Source organism: Thalassospira sp. ABD4_177 (assembly GCF_056160125.1).
Genome location: NZ_JBSWWO010000001.1, coordinates 1,844,305 through 1,858,264 on the forward strand (window position 1 = coordinate 1,844,305; position 13,960 = coordinate 1,858,264).

Here is a 13,960-nt window from a genome sequence, read left to right on the forward strand (position 1 = left end):
TGACCCTTTGGGGCGTGCGGGCTAAATTCCTGCCATTGTCTGAATTCCTGAACATGGGAGGATCCATTGGATCTTGGAATTAAGGGCCGCAAGGCCATCGTTTGTGCGTCATCCAAGGGGCTTGGCCGTGGCTGTGCGATCAAGCTGGCCGAGGCCGGTGTTGACCTTGTGCTCAATGCGCGCTCCGAAGGGCCGCTGAATGAAACGGCGGAATATATCCGCGACACCTATGGTGTGAACGTCACTACGGTTGCGTGCGACATCACCACCGAAGAGGGCCGTAACAAGGTTCTGGCCGCTGTCGATGCGCCTGACATTCTGGTCAATAATGCCGGTGGTCCGCCCCCGGGTGTCTGGTCCGATTGGGGCCAGAAGGAATGGGAAGCAGCTGTGCAGTCAAACATGCTGACCCCGATCCTGTTGGCAACGGCAGTATTGCCGGGCATGATTTCGCGTCAGTGGGGCCGGATCGTGAATATCACGTCGGGTTCTGTAAAATCGCCGATCCCGCATCTTGGCCTTTCCAACGGCGCGCGTGCCGGTCTGACCGGTTTTGTCGCCGGTACCTCGCGTCAGGTCGCCAAGGATGGTGTGATCATGAACAACCTTCTGCCGGGCCAGCATGATACAGACCGTATCAATGCGCTGATGACCAACAAGTCCAAGGCCGAGGGCATTACCCTTGAAGAAGCGCGCACCAAAACCCAGGCCGGTCTTCCGACCGGACGTTTTGGCGATCCGCTTGATTTCGGGGCGACCTGTGCCTTCATGTGCAGCGAGCATGCGAAATTCATGGTGGGACAAAACGTTCTTCTAGACGGCGGAGCCTTCAACTCCACCCTTTAATTCGCCCCATGCTGGTCTGCAAACGGCTGGCTTCTGCGCTTCCGGTGCTCACGTACCTTTAAGTAGGCTGCGCGCCGGTTCTCAAAGTCAGCCGTTTTCGCCACAGCATGAAACGAATTCGGTCGCGCAATTATAAACCGGGTAACTCGCAGATGGCGTCATTCACCTTTGTTTATGTGCTGCGCGAGCTGGATTTTGTGCCGGGGCAGGGCAAGGTCAAACTGCCCCGGACCTATGTTGGCTGGTCGACCGATGTCGAGGCGAGGCTTGCCACGCATAACAGCGGCAAGGGTGCCAAGACGACGCGCGGGCGGCAGTGGGAACTGGTGTATGTCGAACGGTTCCGCACATTCGGGCAGGCGATGAGCCGGGAATGGCATCTCAAGCGCGATCGCAAGTTGCGCAAGATGCTGGCAGGCGGCTAAGCCCAGTGGGGTGGGCCTTAAATCAGCACTTGCATCATCGCGCCAAGTAACAGATATGTGCTTTCCAATAGCTCATTCAAATTAGGGATCCATCCGTCATGGCATTCGTTCGCAAAAATCCGCTGAAACTCAACAAGCTGCAGCTGCGCACCCTTGTGTTGGCACAGGTGATTGCCAAGGATCCCAATTCCGGCAAGATTGATGAAGCCACTGGCGTGGCAACGCTTTTGCGTGTACCGCACGCCCATGGCAATCATGTTCATGTCGGCAAATTCACCGTGGCGGCCCGTGATGCCAGCGGTTTTGAAAACCCGGCAGTCTGGGTCGCACTGACCCGCAAAGGTCTGGTCAAGGAAGGCTATCCGGCCGCCATTGTTCTGACCAAGGAAGGCATGGAATATGACACCGGCCTTGGCGATCACTTCAAGAGTGACGAGGAAGCCGGGTGTACTGTTCCGGGGTGTTGTTCCTGAACAGAGCGATGCGGCGCATCGGTCACACGGTTTAACGCCGCAAAACATCGCCAAAACGGACCCTTCGGGCCGGGACATTCTTCTGCCCCGCTGCGTCAAGGATCTTGCCCTTAGCACCGCTACGCACGGCGATCCTGTCCTTGCAGGACAGAAGAATGCCTCCGGCAAAACGTTTCAATCTAAACGGAAACTGCTCTAGGTCCTGACCCTAGTTGACCCGGATGAATTTGCCGTCGCGGATTTCAACGAAATAGATGTTGCGATTGCCATCGCCAAAGGCATCAAACGCCAGTTCCTGATGTAATCCCGGCTGCGGCGGAAGATTGGTCAGGGCGTCGGCCAGGGATTGTTCCGGGTGCTTGCTGCGTAAAGCTGCAAATAAAACCGTCGCCGCATCATAGGTCAGGACCGCAGTATAACCGGGGTGATCATCAAACATTGCAGAGTAGTCTTTGATGAACTTCTGAAAGCGCGGATTGGTGTCATAGCGGTCATAAGCCTGCACCAGTTTCATGCCTTCGACTGCGTCTCCGCCAATCTCGATCAAGGTTTCCGACCCGGCCCATTCGGCGGCAGATAACAGGATATCGGCGTCAAGTTTGCGGATTTCCTGCGCCATATAGGCGCCGTCCGCACTGTTGGTGATCAAAACGATGGCTTCGGGATCATTGGTCAAAAGTTCAACTGCGGCTTCGGCGTGGGTGACATTGTTGACATTGATCCAGACCTTGGAGATCACCCGACCGTCTAGCGCATCAAATTCCAGAAGGAATTCGCGATACCAACTGTCGGTAAAGGCCTGATTCTGACCATCAAGGGCAAGCGACACACGGCTGTATCCTGCGTCGATATGATGTCTGGCATAAGCGCGTGCATTTTCGCGGGTTGTGGCATTCAGGCGAAACAGGTTGTCGCGAAAACCGGCAAAGTCGGCGGCTGAGATGGTCGGGGATACGGTGACAACACCAAGCTCATTGATCACCGGCAGCATCGCCATGCCGATTGAGCTGATGATCGGGCCAACCACGGCGTCAACGCCAAGGCGCTTAAATTCGCGGACGTGGTCCTGTGCAACTTTTGGGGTTTTCAGATCATCGCGGGCAATGATTTCGATCATGCGGCCATTGATGCCGCCGTCGCCATTTACCTGCTGGGCCGCAAGTTTTAACGCATTAAGCGCATCGGTCCCCGCATCCGAGCCGGGGCCAGACAGGCCGGCAATGAAACCGATTTTGATGGGGCCGGATTGATCGCAGGCCACCAGCAAGAAGCAGCCGACAAACACAGAGCACAGAAACCTGATGGACCGCATTTTATTCCTTGCAGCTTTTCTTATGGGCCTGGAACCGTGGCCTGTGGACGTTTAACAATTGATCCTGTCCAGGCAGACAGGATTTGGTGACGATTTCGATATGGCAGTTCCCGGAACGCGTTTCAAGCAGTTGATATCGTGATAATTGCCGCACTAGCCGAAGTCGCGCCGTGCCTGCAGAACCCGGCCAGCAGTGGTGAGCAGGCACAAGGCACCGAAAATGGCTGCAATAGTGTCGAACATGGCCGGGAAAATGCATATGAGACATAAGACCAGTATGGTCTCGCTGCCTTCGGTAATACCTGTCAGATAGAAAAAGCTTTTCTTGCCTTGGGCGTCATTGTCGCTGCGGCCCTGTTTGGCGGCGATAATGGCATAGGCCAGAAAACTTGATCCGGTGCCGACAAAACAGAAAATCAGAAACGCCGCCATAAGCGCATGTTCCGGTCGCCCGATGGCAAAGGCCAGAATGATGCCCGAATAAAACAGAAAGTCGGAGACGATATCATAATAACCACCCAGATCGCTTTCCTGACTTTTCGCCCCCGGATGGCGTGATCTGGGGGCAGCATGCCGGGCAACCGCCCCATCAAGCCCATCCATGAAACGCGATGCGAGGATCAGCGCAAGGGCTGCGTAATCAAGTTTGAGCACAAGACAGGCTGCCGCCAGAAGGCCAAGGAAAAAGCCAAACCCCGTAATCACGTTCGGCGTAATGCCCGTGCCCGAAAGGGTTCGCGCAATCGCATTTAACGGCACATCAATCAGCGGGCGCAGGCGGGCATCAAACATCAGGTGATTTCCATTTAACGTGTTGAAGCGCCGACTATAAGCGCAAGTTCGACGGAATGAAAATCACCAGTTCATTGGGGCGTATCAAGGACGTTACTCGCCTGCCGGAATCAGGTGATAGTAGGGGCCATCTTCAAGATAGGCATCATCGACATGGGAAAGAATGTTCTGGCGGATAACGGCCTGAACTTCCTTGATGTAAACTTGGCCGCGTTCGGAATAGCGTGTCAGGGTTTCTGCAGGCACGGTGCCCGAAAGCGGTTCCTGATCCGCGATCAATTTTGCCCGCAGATCGCGAAATTCCTTATAGGCCGAACCGGTATTGAGGTTCTTCATATAGGCCCGAACCGATCCGAACGGTGTTTCAAATGCCGCAATCTTGTAATCGCCAAGGTGACTGCGCTGTTCCTTGGGCGTGATGCCCTTGCCGCCATAGGTCCATTGGCCGAATAATGCATTGCCCTGGGCTGCAAAGCGCGATGTGCCCCAACCGCTTTCAATTGCCATCTGGGCCATGGCAAGGGATGGGGGAACCGGTGCGATACGTTTTTCAAGCTCTGCGGTCGTGGCGGGATCGTCTGGTGCCCCGTCAACGCGATATTGTTCGGCCAGTTCGGCAATGATGGCGGTGTCTTTGTCACGGATGGCTTGGCGAAGGGCGCGCTGCTGCAGGGCGATTTCCTCGTTGGCCAGCAAGGTCAGGGGGCCCAGCGTGCGAAAGAAGGTACGTTTCTTTGCCGTGATCGTCAGTTGATCGGCAAGCTCATCACGCCAAAGCGTCGGGATGGTTTGCAGGAATAGACGGGGAACAGCGCGTTCGCCCGCATTCCATTGTTCTGCCGTGTAATTCAGATCCTCAAACAACTGTTCAAGCTGTTCGTAGCCATTCAGCTCAACGCGGATAACATCATGTGCATCTGGTGTTGGCAGGATGATGTCTGCCCGGGCGGGCGATATGCCACCATGGCTGGTGCCGATGATGGCAACCGTCAAACCGGTAAACATCGCTTTCAACACGCGCCTTGGCATGGTGTGCCTCGCTGATCTGTTTTGAACTTGATAACAAGATCAGGATCTTACCATGCTTTGGGTGTCAGGGCCGCAAATCTTCCAATCGTTTGCGCTGTTGCCCGGCATCATCAAAGTTCTCCGGGGCCATCCAGGCCTCGAACGCGGCGCGGATGGCGGGCCATTCCTCAGCCGTGATGGAAAACCACGCGGTGTCGCGGTTACGCCCCTTATAGACAAGATGATTGCGAAACGTGCCTTCATAGATAAAGCCATAGCGCGTGGCAGCCGCCCGCGACGGGGCGTTCTGATCGTCGCATTTCCATTCGTAACGGCGATAGCCCAGCTCATCAAAGGCGCGCTTCATCATCAGATACATCGCCTCTGTCCCGCCAATGGTTTTGGAAAGGGCCGGGGCATAGTTGATGTTGCCGACTTCGACCACGCCATTTTTTGGATCAATCCGCATGAAGGCCGCCACGCCAACGGCTGTGTTGGTCGCCTTGTCGATGATGGCATGGAGCATCGGGTCATCGCTGGCAGTCATGCTTTCAAGCCAGGCCTTGTAAGCATCGAAATCCGCAAACGGCCCGGTCGGAAGATAGGTGAAGCGTGAACCATCAGGCGCCTTGCTGTTGGCGTCAAACAGGTGTTGGGCGTCGCGGGCGACATCCAGCGGGCGTACGATGACGTGGCTGCCGACCATGTCGCTGCGCGGTGGCATCGCGCATCCGGTCCAGTTTTCAATCGGATGGCCGACGGATTTGCCAAATTGGTCTTTGTGGGGCGCGGTCATCTTGGATTCCATACAGTGCTGAACTGTAGTATTTGTCTATCAGCGAATTCGCGTTTTCCAGTGCCAATAATATGAAAATGAAGGGGCCATTTGTGTGTTCCACATTTTGGCTTCAAGTGGGAGGAAGAATGGGAAGGGCAAATTATAATCTAAAGAAAAGAAAACTACGCAAGCTCTTGTCGAAAGTTGGGTACGAAGAGTTCCTTCGGATGATTTGGGCTGCTAATGCTCTGCAATCTGGAAAAGCTGACCTTGCTAAGAAATATCTTCATTTTCCTCCGGAAGCGGCGGACGATTCTATCGCGTCACAGTATAAAATTCATCCGTGGGAGCTTGAAACGTTGGTTGGGGAGTTTTTTACCTGTCGCCCCTTCGTTCCTCGTGATGGTTGGAATAGGACAGTCGACTGCTCTCGTTATAACTCATTGGCTAATTTTATTAACTTACTTCGAGGTGTAGAAGATGCCGAAGCTTCATTTTCTTTGGTTTCTAAAGACATATTGCTGGAAGTACATCGTATAGGGCATCGTCAATTTAAGTGGCAATCAGGATATTTTAATACGCCGCAGGTTGCGAGATACTACTTTATTTATGGTAATGAAACCTGCTCACAATATTTTTTCGAGAAGTATGGTGTTAAGCTGGACGACTTCATGCTCGTTGGGTTTGCTCTTTTTTCTGGGTTTTTAGGTTACCCGTCTGTTGAGAAAAAAATTTCTTTAAAAGATATCGGATTGTCGAGTGTTGATGTCGATAGGTCTTTGGAATTATTAAGTGTTAGTAAGCAGGAAACGCAAAATCTTGTTTTTAACGTTAGGGCGCAATCTAGACTAATTAGCGGCCGTCTAAATATGGCCTATCAACCTAGTCCGTTGAGAGCCTGTCCTATCCTCGTATCCGGTGACTATCTAATCTGTCCTCTACCAGCGTTGATTATCTACAGGATAACAGCGGGGATTTACTATGATCTAATGAGGGGGGGAGCAAAAATCATAAATGCTGCAAATGAAAGGTTTGAGGAATACGTTTTAAGATATTTGGCAAAAATTTACGGCGATTATTCTATCGTTCGAAGTTATTCTTATGTGTTTAATGGAAATAGTATCGATAGTCCTGATGTTCTAATTAGTATCGATGGAAAGGTCAGGGTTGTTATTGAGTGTAAGGCAACAAAATTAAGCTTCCCTGCACAGTTTTCTGAGCGCCCAACAGAAGATGCTAAGCACGCTTATGATCAAATATCAAAAGGTGTTTTTCAGTTGTGGAGATACTTCTCTCATCTGAAAGAGGGGGCCGCGAAGAGGCAGGTTCATGATGATGGTGTCATAGGAGTTGTTTTGACACTAGATCCTTGGTTGGTCGCATCTTCGGAATTGCAGGATAAGGTTCTTGCTAAGGCGAAAACTCTCGCAGATGAAAAAGGTGGGGTGCCAGTTAAGTGCAGGCCGCCGATTGTTTTTTGTGACATTGTGGATGTTGAGGACGTTTCCGCTTCATTCTCCGAGAGTCAGTTTTTAGAGATTTTATCAAAAAGTGTTACCCAAGAATTTAGAGGGTGGTCACTGAAAAATATTGGAAACAAAATTTTTGGAGAGCAAGGAAATAGAAAAAAATATCCTTTAAATTTAGAGGAACTATCTCCTTGGTGGCAAAAAATAAAAGACCTTAGGCTCAGGACCTATTAATATTCGCTCCACCTTTTTGGTAGAAAGTGGTTTCTCTGATTGGTGAGGAGCACTTTATGAGTGATCTATTCTGGCTTTCCCGTTCTCAGTTGCAGCGTATTGAGCCCTGTTTCCCACAGGCTCACGGGGTTCCTCGTGTTGATGATCAGCGCGTTGTTTCCGGGATCATCCATGTCATTCGCAACGGTCTTCGCTGGCGTGATGCCCCAAGGGAATACGGGCCGCACAAGACGCTCTATAACCGCTTTGTACGCTGGAGCCGATTGGGTGTCTTTGATCGTATATTCTCTGCGATTGCAGCCGAGAACGGCGAGCCTGAACAGTTGATGATCGACGCCACACACCTGAAGGCACATCGCACGGCGGCCAGCCTGCTTAAAAAGGGGATGTCCCCGCCGTATCGGGCGAACGAAAGGTGGCCTGAATTCCAAGCTGCATGCCGTCGTCAATGAGTACGGCAAGCCACTTGTCCTGCTGCTAACCGAAGGTCAGATGAGCGATCATCTTGGCGCAAAGCTTATGTATGAAAGCCTGCCAACCTCGGCATCTCACCTGATTGGTGATAAGGGCTATGACAGCGACGAGTTCCGGGCGGCGCTCAACGCCAAGGGTATCAAGCCCTGCATACCGCCCCGCAAAAACAGAAACACACACATATCATACTGCCGAAAGCTCTATAAAACCCGGCACAAAGTCGAGAACATGTTCGGAAAGCTCAAAGACTGGCGCAGGGTGGCGACCCGATATGACCGATGCGCACACACCTTCTTTTCAGCGATCTGTATCGCTGCTACCGTCATATTTTACCTCAATTAATGAGTCCTGAGCCTAGTGATAAGAAGCGTGGTTAAACCAATATTATTTTATTTCATCAGTGGAAATCATGACTGTCGATCTTAAGGCGCTTGTGATTGGCGGTGGCGGACTCTGATTTTGGTTCCAGCTGATCGAGATCCCCGGCGGGGCGGGACGACTTGGATGATGGGGCGTCCGCCGTCGGCAGGGCGGTGCGCGGGCTGGCCCAGTGCAGGTTGCGCGGATGGTTGTTGGCATCCCGGGCGATTTTGGTGTTCTCGCTCATCGATTGCAGCATATGGGTCAGATCAACCAGTTTGTCGGCAATGATATGCGTTACCCCGTCTTCGCGTTGCAATTTGCCCGTCACCCCCAGAACGGTCGCGGTCATCACCTCGCGGCGGTGCTGTTCCATCACCTTGCTCCAGACCACAAGGTTGGTGATGCCGGTTTCATCCTCAAGGGTTATGAACACAACCCCCGATGCCGTGCCGGGACGCTGTCGAACAATCGCAAGCCCTGCATGGCTCAGCCGTTGGCCATCAGGCACATTGGCAATGTCACTTGCCGTGCACACCCCGGCAGTGCTGAGCGCATCGCGCAGCATCGCCATCGGATGGCCTTTAAGTGATAAGCGCAGGCTGGCGTAATCTTCGATAATCTCCTCGCCCGGACCCATGATCGGCAGATCCACCGGGGCCTCGGCGCCGAACTCGGCCGAGACACCCATGTTGTGGTTAAAGTTCTGGGCGGCTTCAAACAGGGGCAGGCTTGCTGGGGCCTTGCGTCCCTTGCCAAAGCGTCGCACAGCCCACAGCGCTTCGCGCCGGGACAGACCAAGCGATCCGAACGCATCGGCCTCGGCCAGTTTTTCAAGGGCTGCGGGACTAAGCCCGGTCTGGCGAGCCATCAGATAGACATCCTGAAACCCGCCTTGGGGCCGGTTGGAAATCAGGGCCAAGGCATCAAGCTCGCCAAATCCCTTGATCTGACGGAACCCAAGCCGGACCGAATGATACCCCGCGGTGCGGCCCGCTTCGCGTTCCAGATTGTTGTCCCAGAAACTGTGATTGATATCGATTTCAAGCACGCGCACCCCGTGATTACGCGCATCATTGACCAACTGTGCCGGGGCATAGAAACCCATCGGTTGGGAATTCAACAGCGCACATAAAAACACATCCGGATGATGGCATTTAAGCCAGGATGACGCATAGGCCAGAATGGCAAAACTCGCCGCGTGGCTTTCGGGGAAGCCATAATCGGCAAAGCCTTCGATCTGTTTGAAACAACGTTCGGCGAACTCCTCGTCATAGCCATTTTTCAGCATTCCATTGATGAATTTGGTGCGGTGTTCGCCAATGGTGCCGGTGCGCTTGAACGTTGCCATGGCGCGACGCAGGTTGTCGGCCTCCCCGCCGGAATAACCGGCCGCGACAATGGCAATCTGCATCGCCTGTTCCTGAAACAGGGGCACACCGCAGGTGCGTTTAAGCACGGCTTCAAGTTCTTTGGAGGGGTATTCGACCTTTTCACGTCCCATGCGCCGTTGCAAAAACGGATGGACCATGCCGCCCTGAATGGGCCCCGGGCGGACGATGGCGACCTGAATGGTCAGATCATAAATGGTTTGCGGTTTCAGGCGGGGCAGCATGCTCATTTGCGCGCGCGATTCCACCTGAAAGGTGCCGACACTGTCGGCTTTGGACAGCATGCGATAGGTAGCAACGTCTTCCTTGGGAAGGGTCGCCAGATCGTAATCAATGTTCTTGTGCGTGCGCAGCTCATACAGTGCCTTGCGGATGCAGGTCAGCATGCCAAGTGCCAGAATATCGACCTTGAGGATGCCCAATGCATCAATGTCATCCTTGTCCCATTCAATGGTGGTGCGGTCCGCCATGGCGGCATTGGCAATCGGCGACAGTTCACAAAGCGGCCCGCTGGTAATGACAAAACCGCCCACATGTTGCGACAGATGGCGGGGAAAGCCGGTCAGTTCCCCGGCAAGGTCCAGAACGGCTTTCAGGCGCGGTTCATCGGGGTGAATGCCCGACTGGCGCATCATATTGTCATGGGCGGGTTTGCTGCTGGACCCCCAGATGGTTTTGGTCAGTTTGACAATGGTATCTTCCGACAGGCCAAACACCTTGCCGACATCGCGCATGGCACTGCGCGAGCGATATGAAATCACGGTTGCCGTCAGTCCGGCCCGGTCGCGGCCATAACGTTCATAGATGAACTGAATAACCTCTTCGCGGCGTTCATGTTCAAAATCGACATCGATATCGGGTGGTTCATTGCGCGCATTGCTGATGAAGCGCGAAAACAGCAATTCCACCTCGTTCGGATCGACCGAGGTGACATGCAAACAAAAACACACCGATGAATTGGCCGCTGACCCGCGCCCCTGACAGAGAATGCCCTTGGAGCGGGCAAAGGCGACAATGTCATGCACGGTCAGGAAATAGGGGGCGTAGCCCAGCTCCTCGATCAGCTTGAGCTCCGTCTCGATCAGGTTTTTGACCTTGTCGGGGATGCCGTTGGGGTAGCGTTTCTGTGCTCCTTCCCAGGTCAGGCGGATCAGGCGTTCCTGGGTGCCTTCGCCGGTGCCGTCATTTTCATCGGGGTATTCATATCGCAGCTCATCCAGACTGAAGCGGCATTGATCGGCAATCTCGACGGTGCGGGCCAGCCAGTGCGGGTGATCCGGAAACAAACGGGCCATTTCACGCGGCGATTTGATGTGGCGTTCGCCATTGGGAAACAGACGGTACCCGGCATCCTCAATCGTGCAGTGATGACGAATGCAGGTCAGGACATCCCGCAACGGTTTGCGGGATCGAAGATGCATATGCACGTCATTGGTGACCACGGCGGGAATGCCAAGCTCGGCCTCAACCGCCTCGGTAAACTCAAGACGTTCTGTGTCAAACCCATCCATGAACCGCCCGATGGCCAGCCACAGCCGCCCGTCGAAATGTGATTTCAAACTGATCAGCTCAGCGCGAAAGGCATCATCGGGGACCTGGGGCGGGACGGCAATAAACAGCAATCCTTCGCCATGGGTGACGATATCGGCGAGATAAATCTCGCACGATCCCTTGGGCGCGCGGCGCTTGCCAAGGGTGAGCAATCGGCACAGCCGGGCATAGGCGGTGCGATCGGTCGGATAACACAGCAAGGACGGCCCATCCATCGGATCAAGCCGACAGCCAACAATGTAGTTCAACCGATCAGCATAATTGCGATGCGCCGTATGGCCGCGCACCACCCCGGCCAGCGTGTTGTGATCGGTCATCGCAATCGCATGCAGGCCCTTGGTGGCGGCTGTCAGGACAAGTTCCTCAGCGTGCGACGCACCACGCAGGAAGGAAAAATTGCTGCTGACATGCAGTTCGGCATAGGCCGGGGTGTCTGTGCTGTTGGCTTGCTTTGTCATGGCGTTATCCGGCAAACAAACCATGCACCGACCAGATATCCTGCCCGGCATGGCCGCTGCGAAACAGCCAGATCAACCGGCCCTTTTGATCGCAGATGCGGAAATAATCGCGTGTCATGTGTGACAGGGCGTAATTGTCGCGCTCCAGATGGGTCCACCATTCCGGACAGATGCGCTCCGGCCCATCTGCCCGCAGAACATCAATCAGCATCTTGCGCCAGCGCAGTTTTGTGGGGGCACCAGTCGCACTGCGTTCCATAACATCGACCGGCTCGGGCGGATTAATCAGCCGCACCGGACGTTTGGGCAGGGGGGCATCCGGGATGCGTGCGGGTTTGGTTGGCCCGGTTGGCGATTGCCGGATGGCGGCCCGTTCGGGCAGGTGGCTGGCATGATGGGCCGGGCGATATAAAATGTCCTTGGGGCCCAGATGATGGGTAATGCGATCGAGCAACTCGCCCAAGGCAATGGCATCGCTGCTGTCATTCTGCTGGCGATCCAGACGGACCTGGCGAAAGGCGACATGTTCGACCCAGGGCGCATAGACAATCACCTGTTCGATGCCAAAGCCGGTATCAACCCCGGGCATCTTTTCCGCCAGCAATCGCAGGATATGGCTTTCGGACTGGCAGGGCGTGCCGGTTGTCGTCGTGATGGTGTGAGGATGGCCATCGACCCGAATGGATCGAACAATCAGGCGTCGCAGACCAAGGTTTTCATCGCGCAGCTTTGCACAGAGATCGGCGACCATGCTTTCAATCGCATGCGCCAGATTGGCGGCATCGCCCAATGGTTCGCCAAAATTTTGTTTGATCAGCCAAGGCGTATCAGGCAGTTCAAAATTCAGATGTTCGGGCAGGCGGCCATAAAACTGGTCCAGACGATGCAACACATCCGGGCCAAGGCGCGTGGTGATATTGGCGCGCGGCAGAGGGGTGATATCGCCCAGCTGTTTCAGGCCAAGGCGCGCTAAAACCGCGATGATGTCATCAGACAATCGCAGGCATGATACCGGAAACCCGGCGGCAACCCCGTGATCACGTGGCAGCGATAAAATACGTTCATGTGCTCCCCCTGGATGGCAACGTGCCGTGGCCCATGCCGCACCGGCGGTATCGGCAATGGCCGCACGGGCGGTGGTGCCCCGGGCTTTCATGTCGCGCAGGATTTGTTCGATCATGGCACCTTCGCCGCCAAACAAATGACTGCTGCCGGTGATTTCAAGCCATAGGCCCGCATCGCCATTCAGCCCATGCGTGTGCAGTTCCCGGTCTGGCGCGATCCATGGGCTATAGCGGTCCATAAACCGCACCAGACGGGCAAATTTGCCCTCACACAGCTCCGGATCCTCGGGGCTGTCTGTAAGCTCGGGCAGGATGCTGCGCGCATCCGACAGGCGCATGCCACCGTGCAATCCGGCCTTTTGCGCCACTTCATTCAGGCCACAGACCAGCACGCCCTTATGATCGCTACGTGTGATCACATGCGGGATGGCTGGTGCCTTTGCGGGCTTTGCTTGGCTGTCAGCATCGCGGGGCTGATCAGGCGTGGGCGTGCCTGTCTTTGGGAGTGTCTTCTGACAGTCGGTTTTCCAGTGGGTCAGCCACAGATAAAGAAAACGTTGTTGCATCGGTTTTTACTTTCCAGCTTCCCGGTCGGACCCCGCGTCCCCCGATCAGGCTGAGATGATGGTCGTTTCCTGTTGGTCGTTCTGTTGAATGTGTTGCGTGTGAGGCGTTGAAAGGTGTTATTTGCCAGCGCGTCCAGGCGCTTGAGGTCGGAATGCGTCCGTTTCTGGCAAGCGGACGCAAAACAATGATGCGTGTGCCACCACTTTCACACGCCAGTTGCATGCGCCTTGCCGTGGTCAGGTCATAGTCGGTGGTTTCAATGATCACCGCCCGGACTTGGCCTGATTTTGCCACTTCCTCGCAGGTCCAAAGGGCGGTGGCCTGTTGATCCACCGTCATCATCAACGGTTCGGGCGTAAGGGCCGTCATGGGCAGGGAAGGCGCATAAAACCCGCCCTGATCCAGCGCGCGACGTTGCCGGATCCAGAAAATGCCTTTGTCAGGCGTTGCGTGACCCGACAATGTCGCCAGATACCACGCCAGAAGCGATGCCGCACCATCATCATGCCCGCACAGCACTTCATGCAGCCCCACCGGGGCAAGGCCGCCGATGCTGATATGATCGCGCAGGAACGTCCCGCCAAAGGCATGCGCAATCACCCCGTCGGCCCGATCTGGCCCACCGGACAGACAGGAAACCTGTCCCTTCCATTGCTGCTCGGCGCGCGCCAATGCGGCACGGGCCTGATGAATACGTCTGTCTGACATGTTTAATTGTTCCTGCTTTGTTCTTTTTTATGTGGTCAAAGCGGAACAGG

12 protein-coding genes are annotated in these 13,960 nt (G+C 54.7%); 5 read left to right on the top strand and 7 right to left on the bottom strand.

Annotated elements, in window-relative coordinates; translation table 11 throughout:
- Window positions 1-66: 66 nt before the first annotated feature.
- The 3 genes from ACXAF0_RS08405 to ACXAF0_RS08415 all read left to right on the top strand — a co-directional run bounded on the left by ACXAF0_RS08405 (window position 67) and on the right by ACXAF0_RS08415 (window position 1,744).
- Window positions 67-846 (top strand): SDR family oxidoreductase, encoded by a 780-nt coding sequence (locus ACXAF0_RS08405; protein WP_210519258.1) that lies wholly within the window; start codon window positions 67-69, stop codon window positions 844-846.
- A 152-nt stretch (window positions 847-998) separates the two neighbouring features.
- The gene (locus ACXAF0_RS08410; RefSeq protein WP_297020655.1) at window positions 999-1,271 is read left to right on the top strand and encodes a GIY-YIG nuclease family protein; all 273 of its coding nucleotides are present in this window, start codon (window positions 999-1,001) and stop codon (window positions 1,269-1,271) included.
- A 98-nt stretch (window positions 1,272-1,369) separates the two neighbouring features.
- The gene (locus tag ACXAF0_RS08415; protein ID WP_475345434.1) at window positions 1,370-1,744 is read left to right on the top strand and encodes a hypothetical protein; all 375 of its coding nucleotides are present in this window, start codon (window positions 1,370-1,372) and stop codon (window positions 1,742-1,744) included.
- Between the two features lie 208 nt (window positions 1,745-1,952).
- Here the strand turns inward: ACXAF0_RS08415 and ACXAF0_RS08420 are convergent, their stop codons facing one another.
- The 4 genes from ACXAF0_RS08420 to ACXAF0_RS08435 all read right to left on the bottom strand — a co-directional run bounded on the left by ACXAF0_RS08420 (window position 1,953) and on the right by ACXAF0_RS08435 (window position 5,652).
- The gene (locus tag ACXAF0_RS08420; protein ID WP_475345435.1) at window positions 1,953-3,056 is read right to left on the bottom strand and encodes an ABC transporter substrate-binding protein; all 1,104 of its coding nucleotides are present in this window, start codon (window positions 3,054-3,056) and stop codon (window positions 1,953-1,955) included.
- 153 nt (window positions 3,057-3,209) lie between these two features.
- Window positions 3,210-3,848 (bottom strand): CDP-alcohol phosphatidyltransferase family protein, encoded by a 639-nt coding sequence (locus tag ACXAF0_RS08425; protein ID WP_475345436.1) that lies wholly within the window; start codon window positions 3,846-3,848, stop codon window positions 3,210-3,212.
- A gap of 93 nt (window positions 3,849-3,941) precedes the next feature.
- Entirely contained in the window at window positions 3,942-4,877 is a 936-nt protein-coding gene (locus ACXAF0_RS08430) for a glucosaminidase domain-containing protein (protein WP_475345437.1), read from the bottom strand.
- 64 nt (window positions 4,878-4,941) lie between these two features.
- Entirely contained in the window at window positions 4,942-5,652 is a 711-nt protein-coding gene (locus tag ACXAF0_RS08435; RefSeq protein WP_475345438.1) for a GNAT family N-acetyltransferase, read from the bottom strand.
- A 128-nt stretch (window positions 5,653-5,780) separates the two neighbouring features.
- Here ACXAF0_RS08435 and ACXAF0_RS08440 point away from each other — a divergent pair, with 128 nt between their 5' ends.
- Together ACXAF0_RS08440 and ACXAF0_RS08445 are read left to right on the top strand one after the other, a co-directional pair.
- Window positions 5,781-7,337 carry a hypothetical protein gene (locus ACXAF0_RS08440; protein WP_475345439.1) on the top strand — a complete coding sequence of 519 codons (1,557 nt, stop codon included), beginning with the start codon at window positions 5,781-5,783 and terminating at the stop codon, window positions 7,335-7,337.
- A 56-nt stretch (window positions 7,338-7,393) separates the two neighbouring features.
- Window positions 7,394-8,153, top strand: a protein-coding gene (locus ACXAF0_RS08445) for an IS5 family transposase (RefSeq protein WP_475345113.1) whose coding sequence is annotated in 2 segments (ribosomal slippage) — window positions 7,394-7,731 and window positions 7,730-8,153 — 762 coding nt in all. Because the reading frame shifts where the segments join, the coding sequence is not laid out codon by codon here.
- A gap of 55 nt (window positions 8,154-8,208) precedes the next feature.
- Here the strand turns inward: ACXAF0_RS08445 and ACXAF0_RS08450 are convergent.
- Genes ACXAF0_RS08450 through ACXAF0_RS08460 form a run of 3 tightly spaced genes read right to left on the bottom strand, consistent with a single transcriptional unit; the run spans window position 8,209 to window position 13,910 of the window.
- Window positions 8,209-11,571, bottom strand: a complete 3,363-nt coding sequence (locus tag ACXAF0_RS08450; protein ID WP_475345440.1) for an error-prone DNA polymerase — start codon at window positions 11,569-11,571, stop codon at window positions 8,209-8,211.
- 4 nt (window positions 11,572-11,575) lie between these two features.
- The gene (locus tag ACXAF0_RS08455) at window positions 11,576-13,201 is read right to left on the bottom strand and encodes a Y-family DNA polymerase (protein ID WP_475345441.1); all 1,626 of its coding nucleotides are present in this window, start codon (window positions 13,199-13,201) and stop codon (window positions 11,576-11,578) included.
- Window positions 13,113-13,910 carry an ImuA family protein gene (locus tag ACXAF0_RS08460; protein ID WP_475345442.1) on the bottom strand — a complete coding sequence of 266 codons (798 nt, stop codon included), beginning with the start codon at window positions 13,908-13,910 and terminating at the stop codon, window positions 13,113-13,115. Before ACXAF0_RS08460 ends, ACXAF0_RS08455 begins: the two co-directional genes overlap by 89 nt.
- Between the last annotated feature and the right edge of the window lie 50 nt (window positions 13,911-13,960).

What these genes read in the sequence shown, in the direction of transcription:
- ACXAF0_RS08410 (WP_297020655.1), top strand. Translation starts at nt 999, where the DNA reads ATGGCGTCATTCACCTTTGTTTATGTGCTGCGCGAGCTGGATTTTGTG.
- ACXAF0_RS08450 (WP_475345440.1), bottom strand. Translation starts at nt 11,571, where the DNA reads ATGACAAAGCAAGCCAACAGCACAGACACCCCGGCCTATGCCGAACTG.
- ACXAF0_RS08460 (WP_475345442.1), bottom strand. Translation starts at nt 13,910, where the DNA reads ATGTCAGACAGACGTATTCATCAGGCCCGTGCCGCATTGGCGCGCGCC.
- ACXAF0_RS08455 (WP_475345441.1), bottom strand. Translation starts at nt 13,201, where the DNA reads ATGCAACAACGTTTTCTTTATCTGTGGCTGACCCACTGGAAAACCGAC.
- ACXAF0_RS08425 (WP_475345436.1), bottom strand. Translation starts at nt 3,848, where the DNA reads ATGTTTGATGCCCGCCTGCGCCCGCTGATTGATGTGCCGTTAAATGCG.
- ACXAF0_RS08430 (WP_475345437.1), bottom strand. Translation starts at nt 4,877, where the DNA reads ATGCCAAGGCGCGTGTTGAAAGCGATGTTTACCGGTTTGACGGTTGCC.
- ACXAF0_RS08415 (WP_475345434.1), top strand. Translation starts at nt 1,370, where the DNA reads ATGGCATTCGTTCGCAAAAATCCGCTGAAACTCAACAAGCTGCAGCTG.
- ACXAF0_RS08435 (WP_475345438.1), bottom strand. Translation starts at nt 5,652, where the DNA reads ATGACCGCGCCCCACAAAGACCAATTTGGCAAATCCGTCGGCCATCCG.
- ACXAF0_RS08440 (WP_475345439.1), top strand. Translation starts at nt 5,781, where the DNA reads ATGGGAAGGGCAAATTATAATCTAAAGAAAAGAAAACTACGCAAGCTC.
- ACXAF0_RS08420 (WP_475345435.1), bottom strand. Translation starts at nt 3,056, where the DNA reads ATGCGGTCCATCAGGTTTCTGTGCTCTGTGTTTGTCGGCTGCTTCTTG.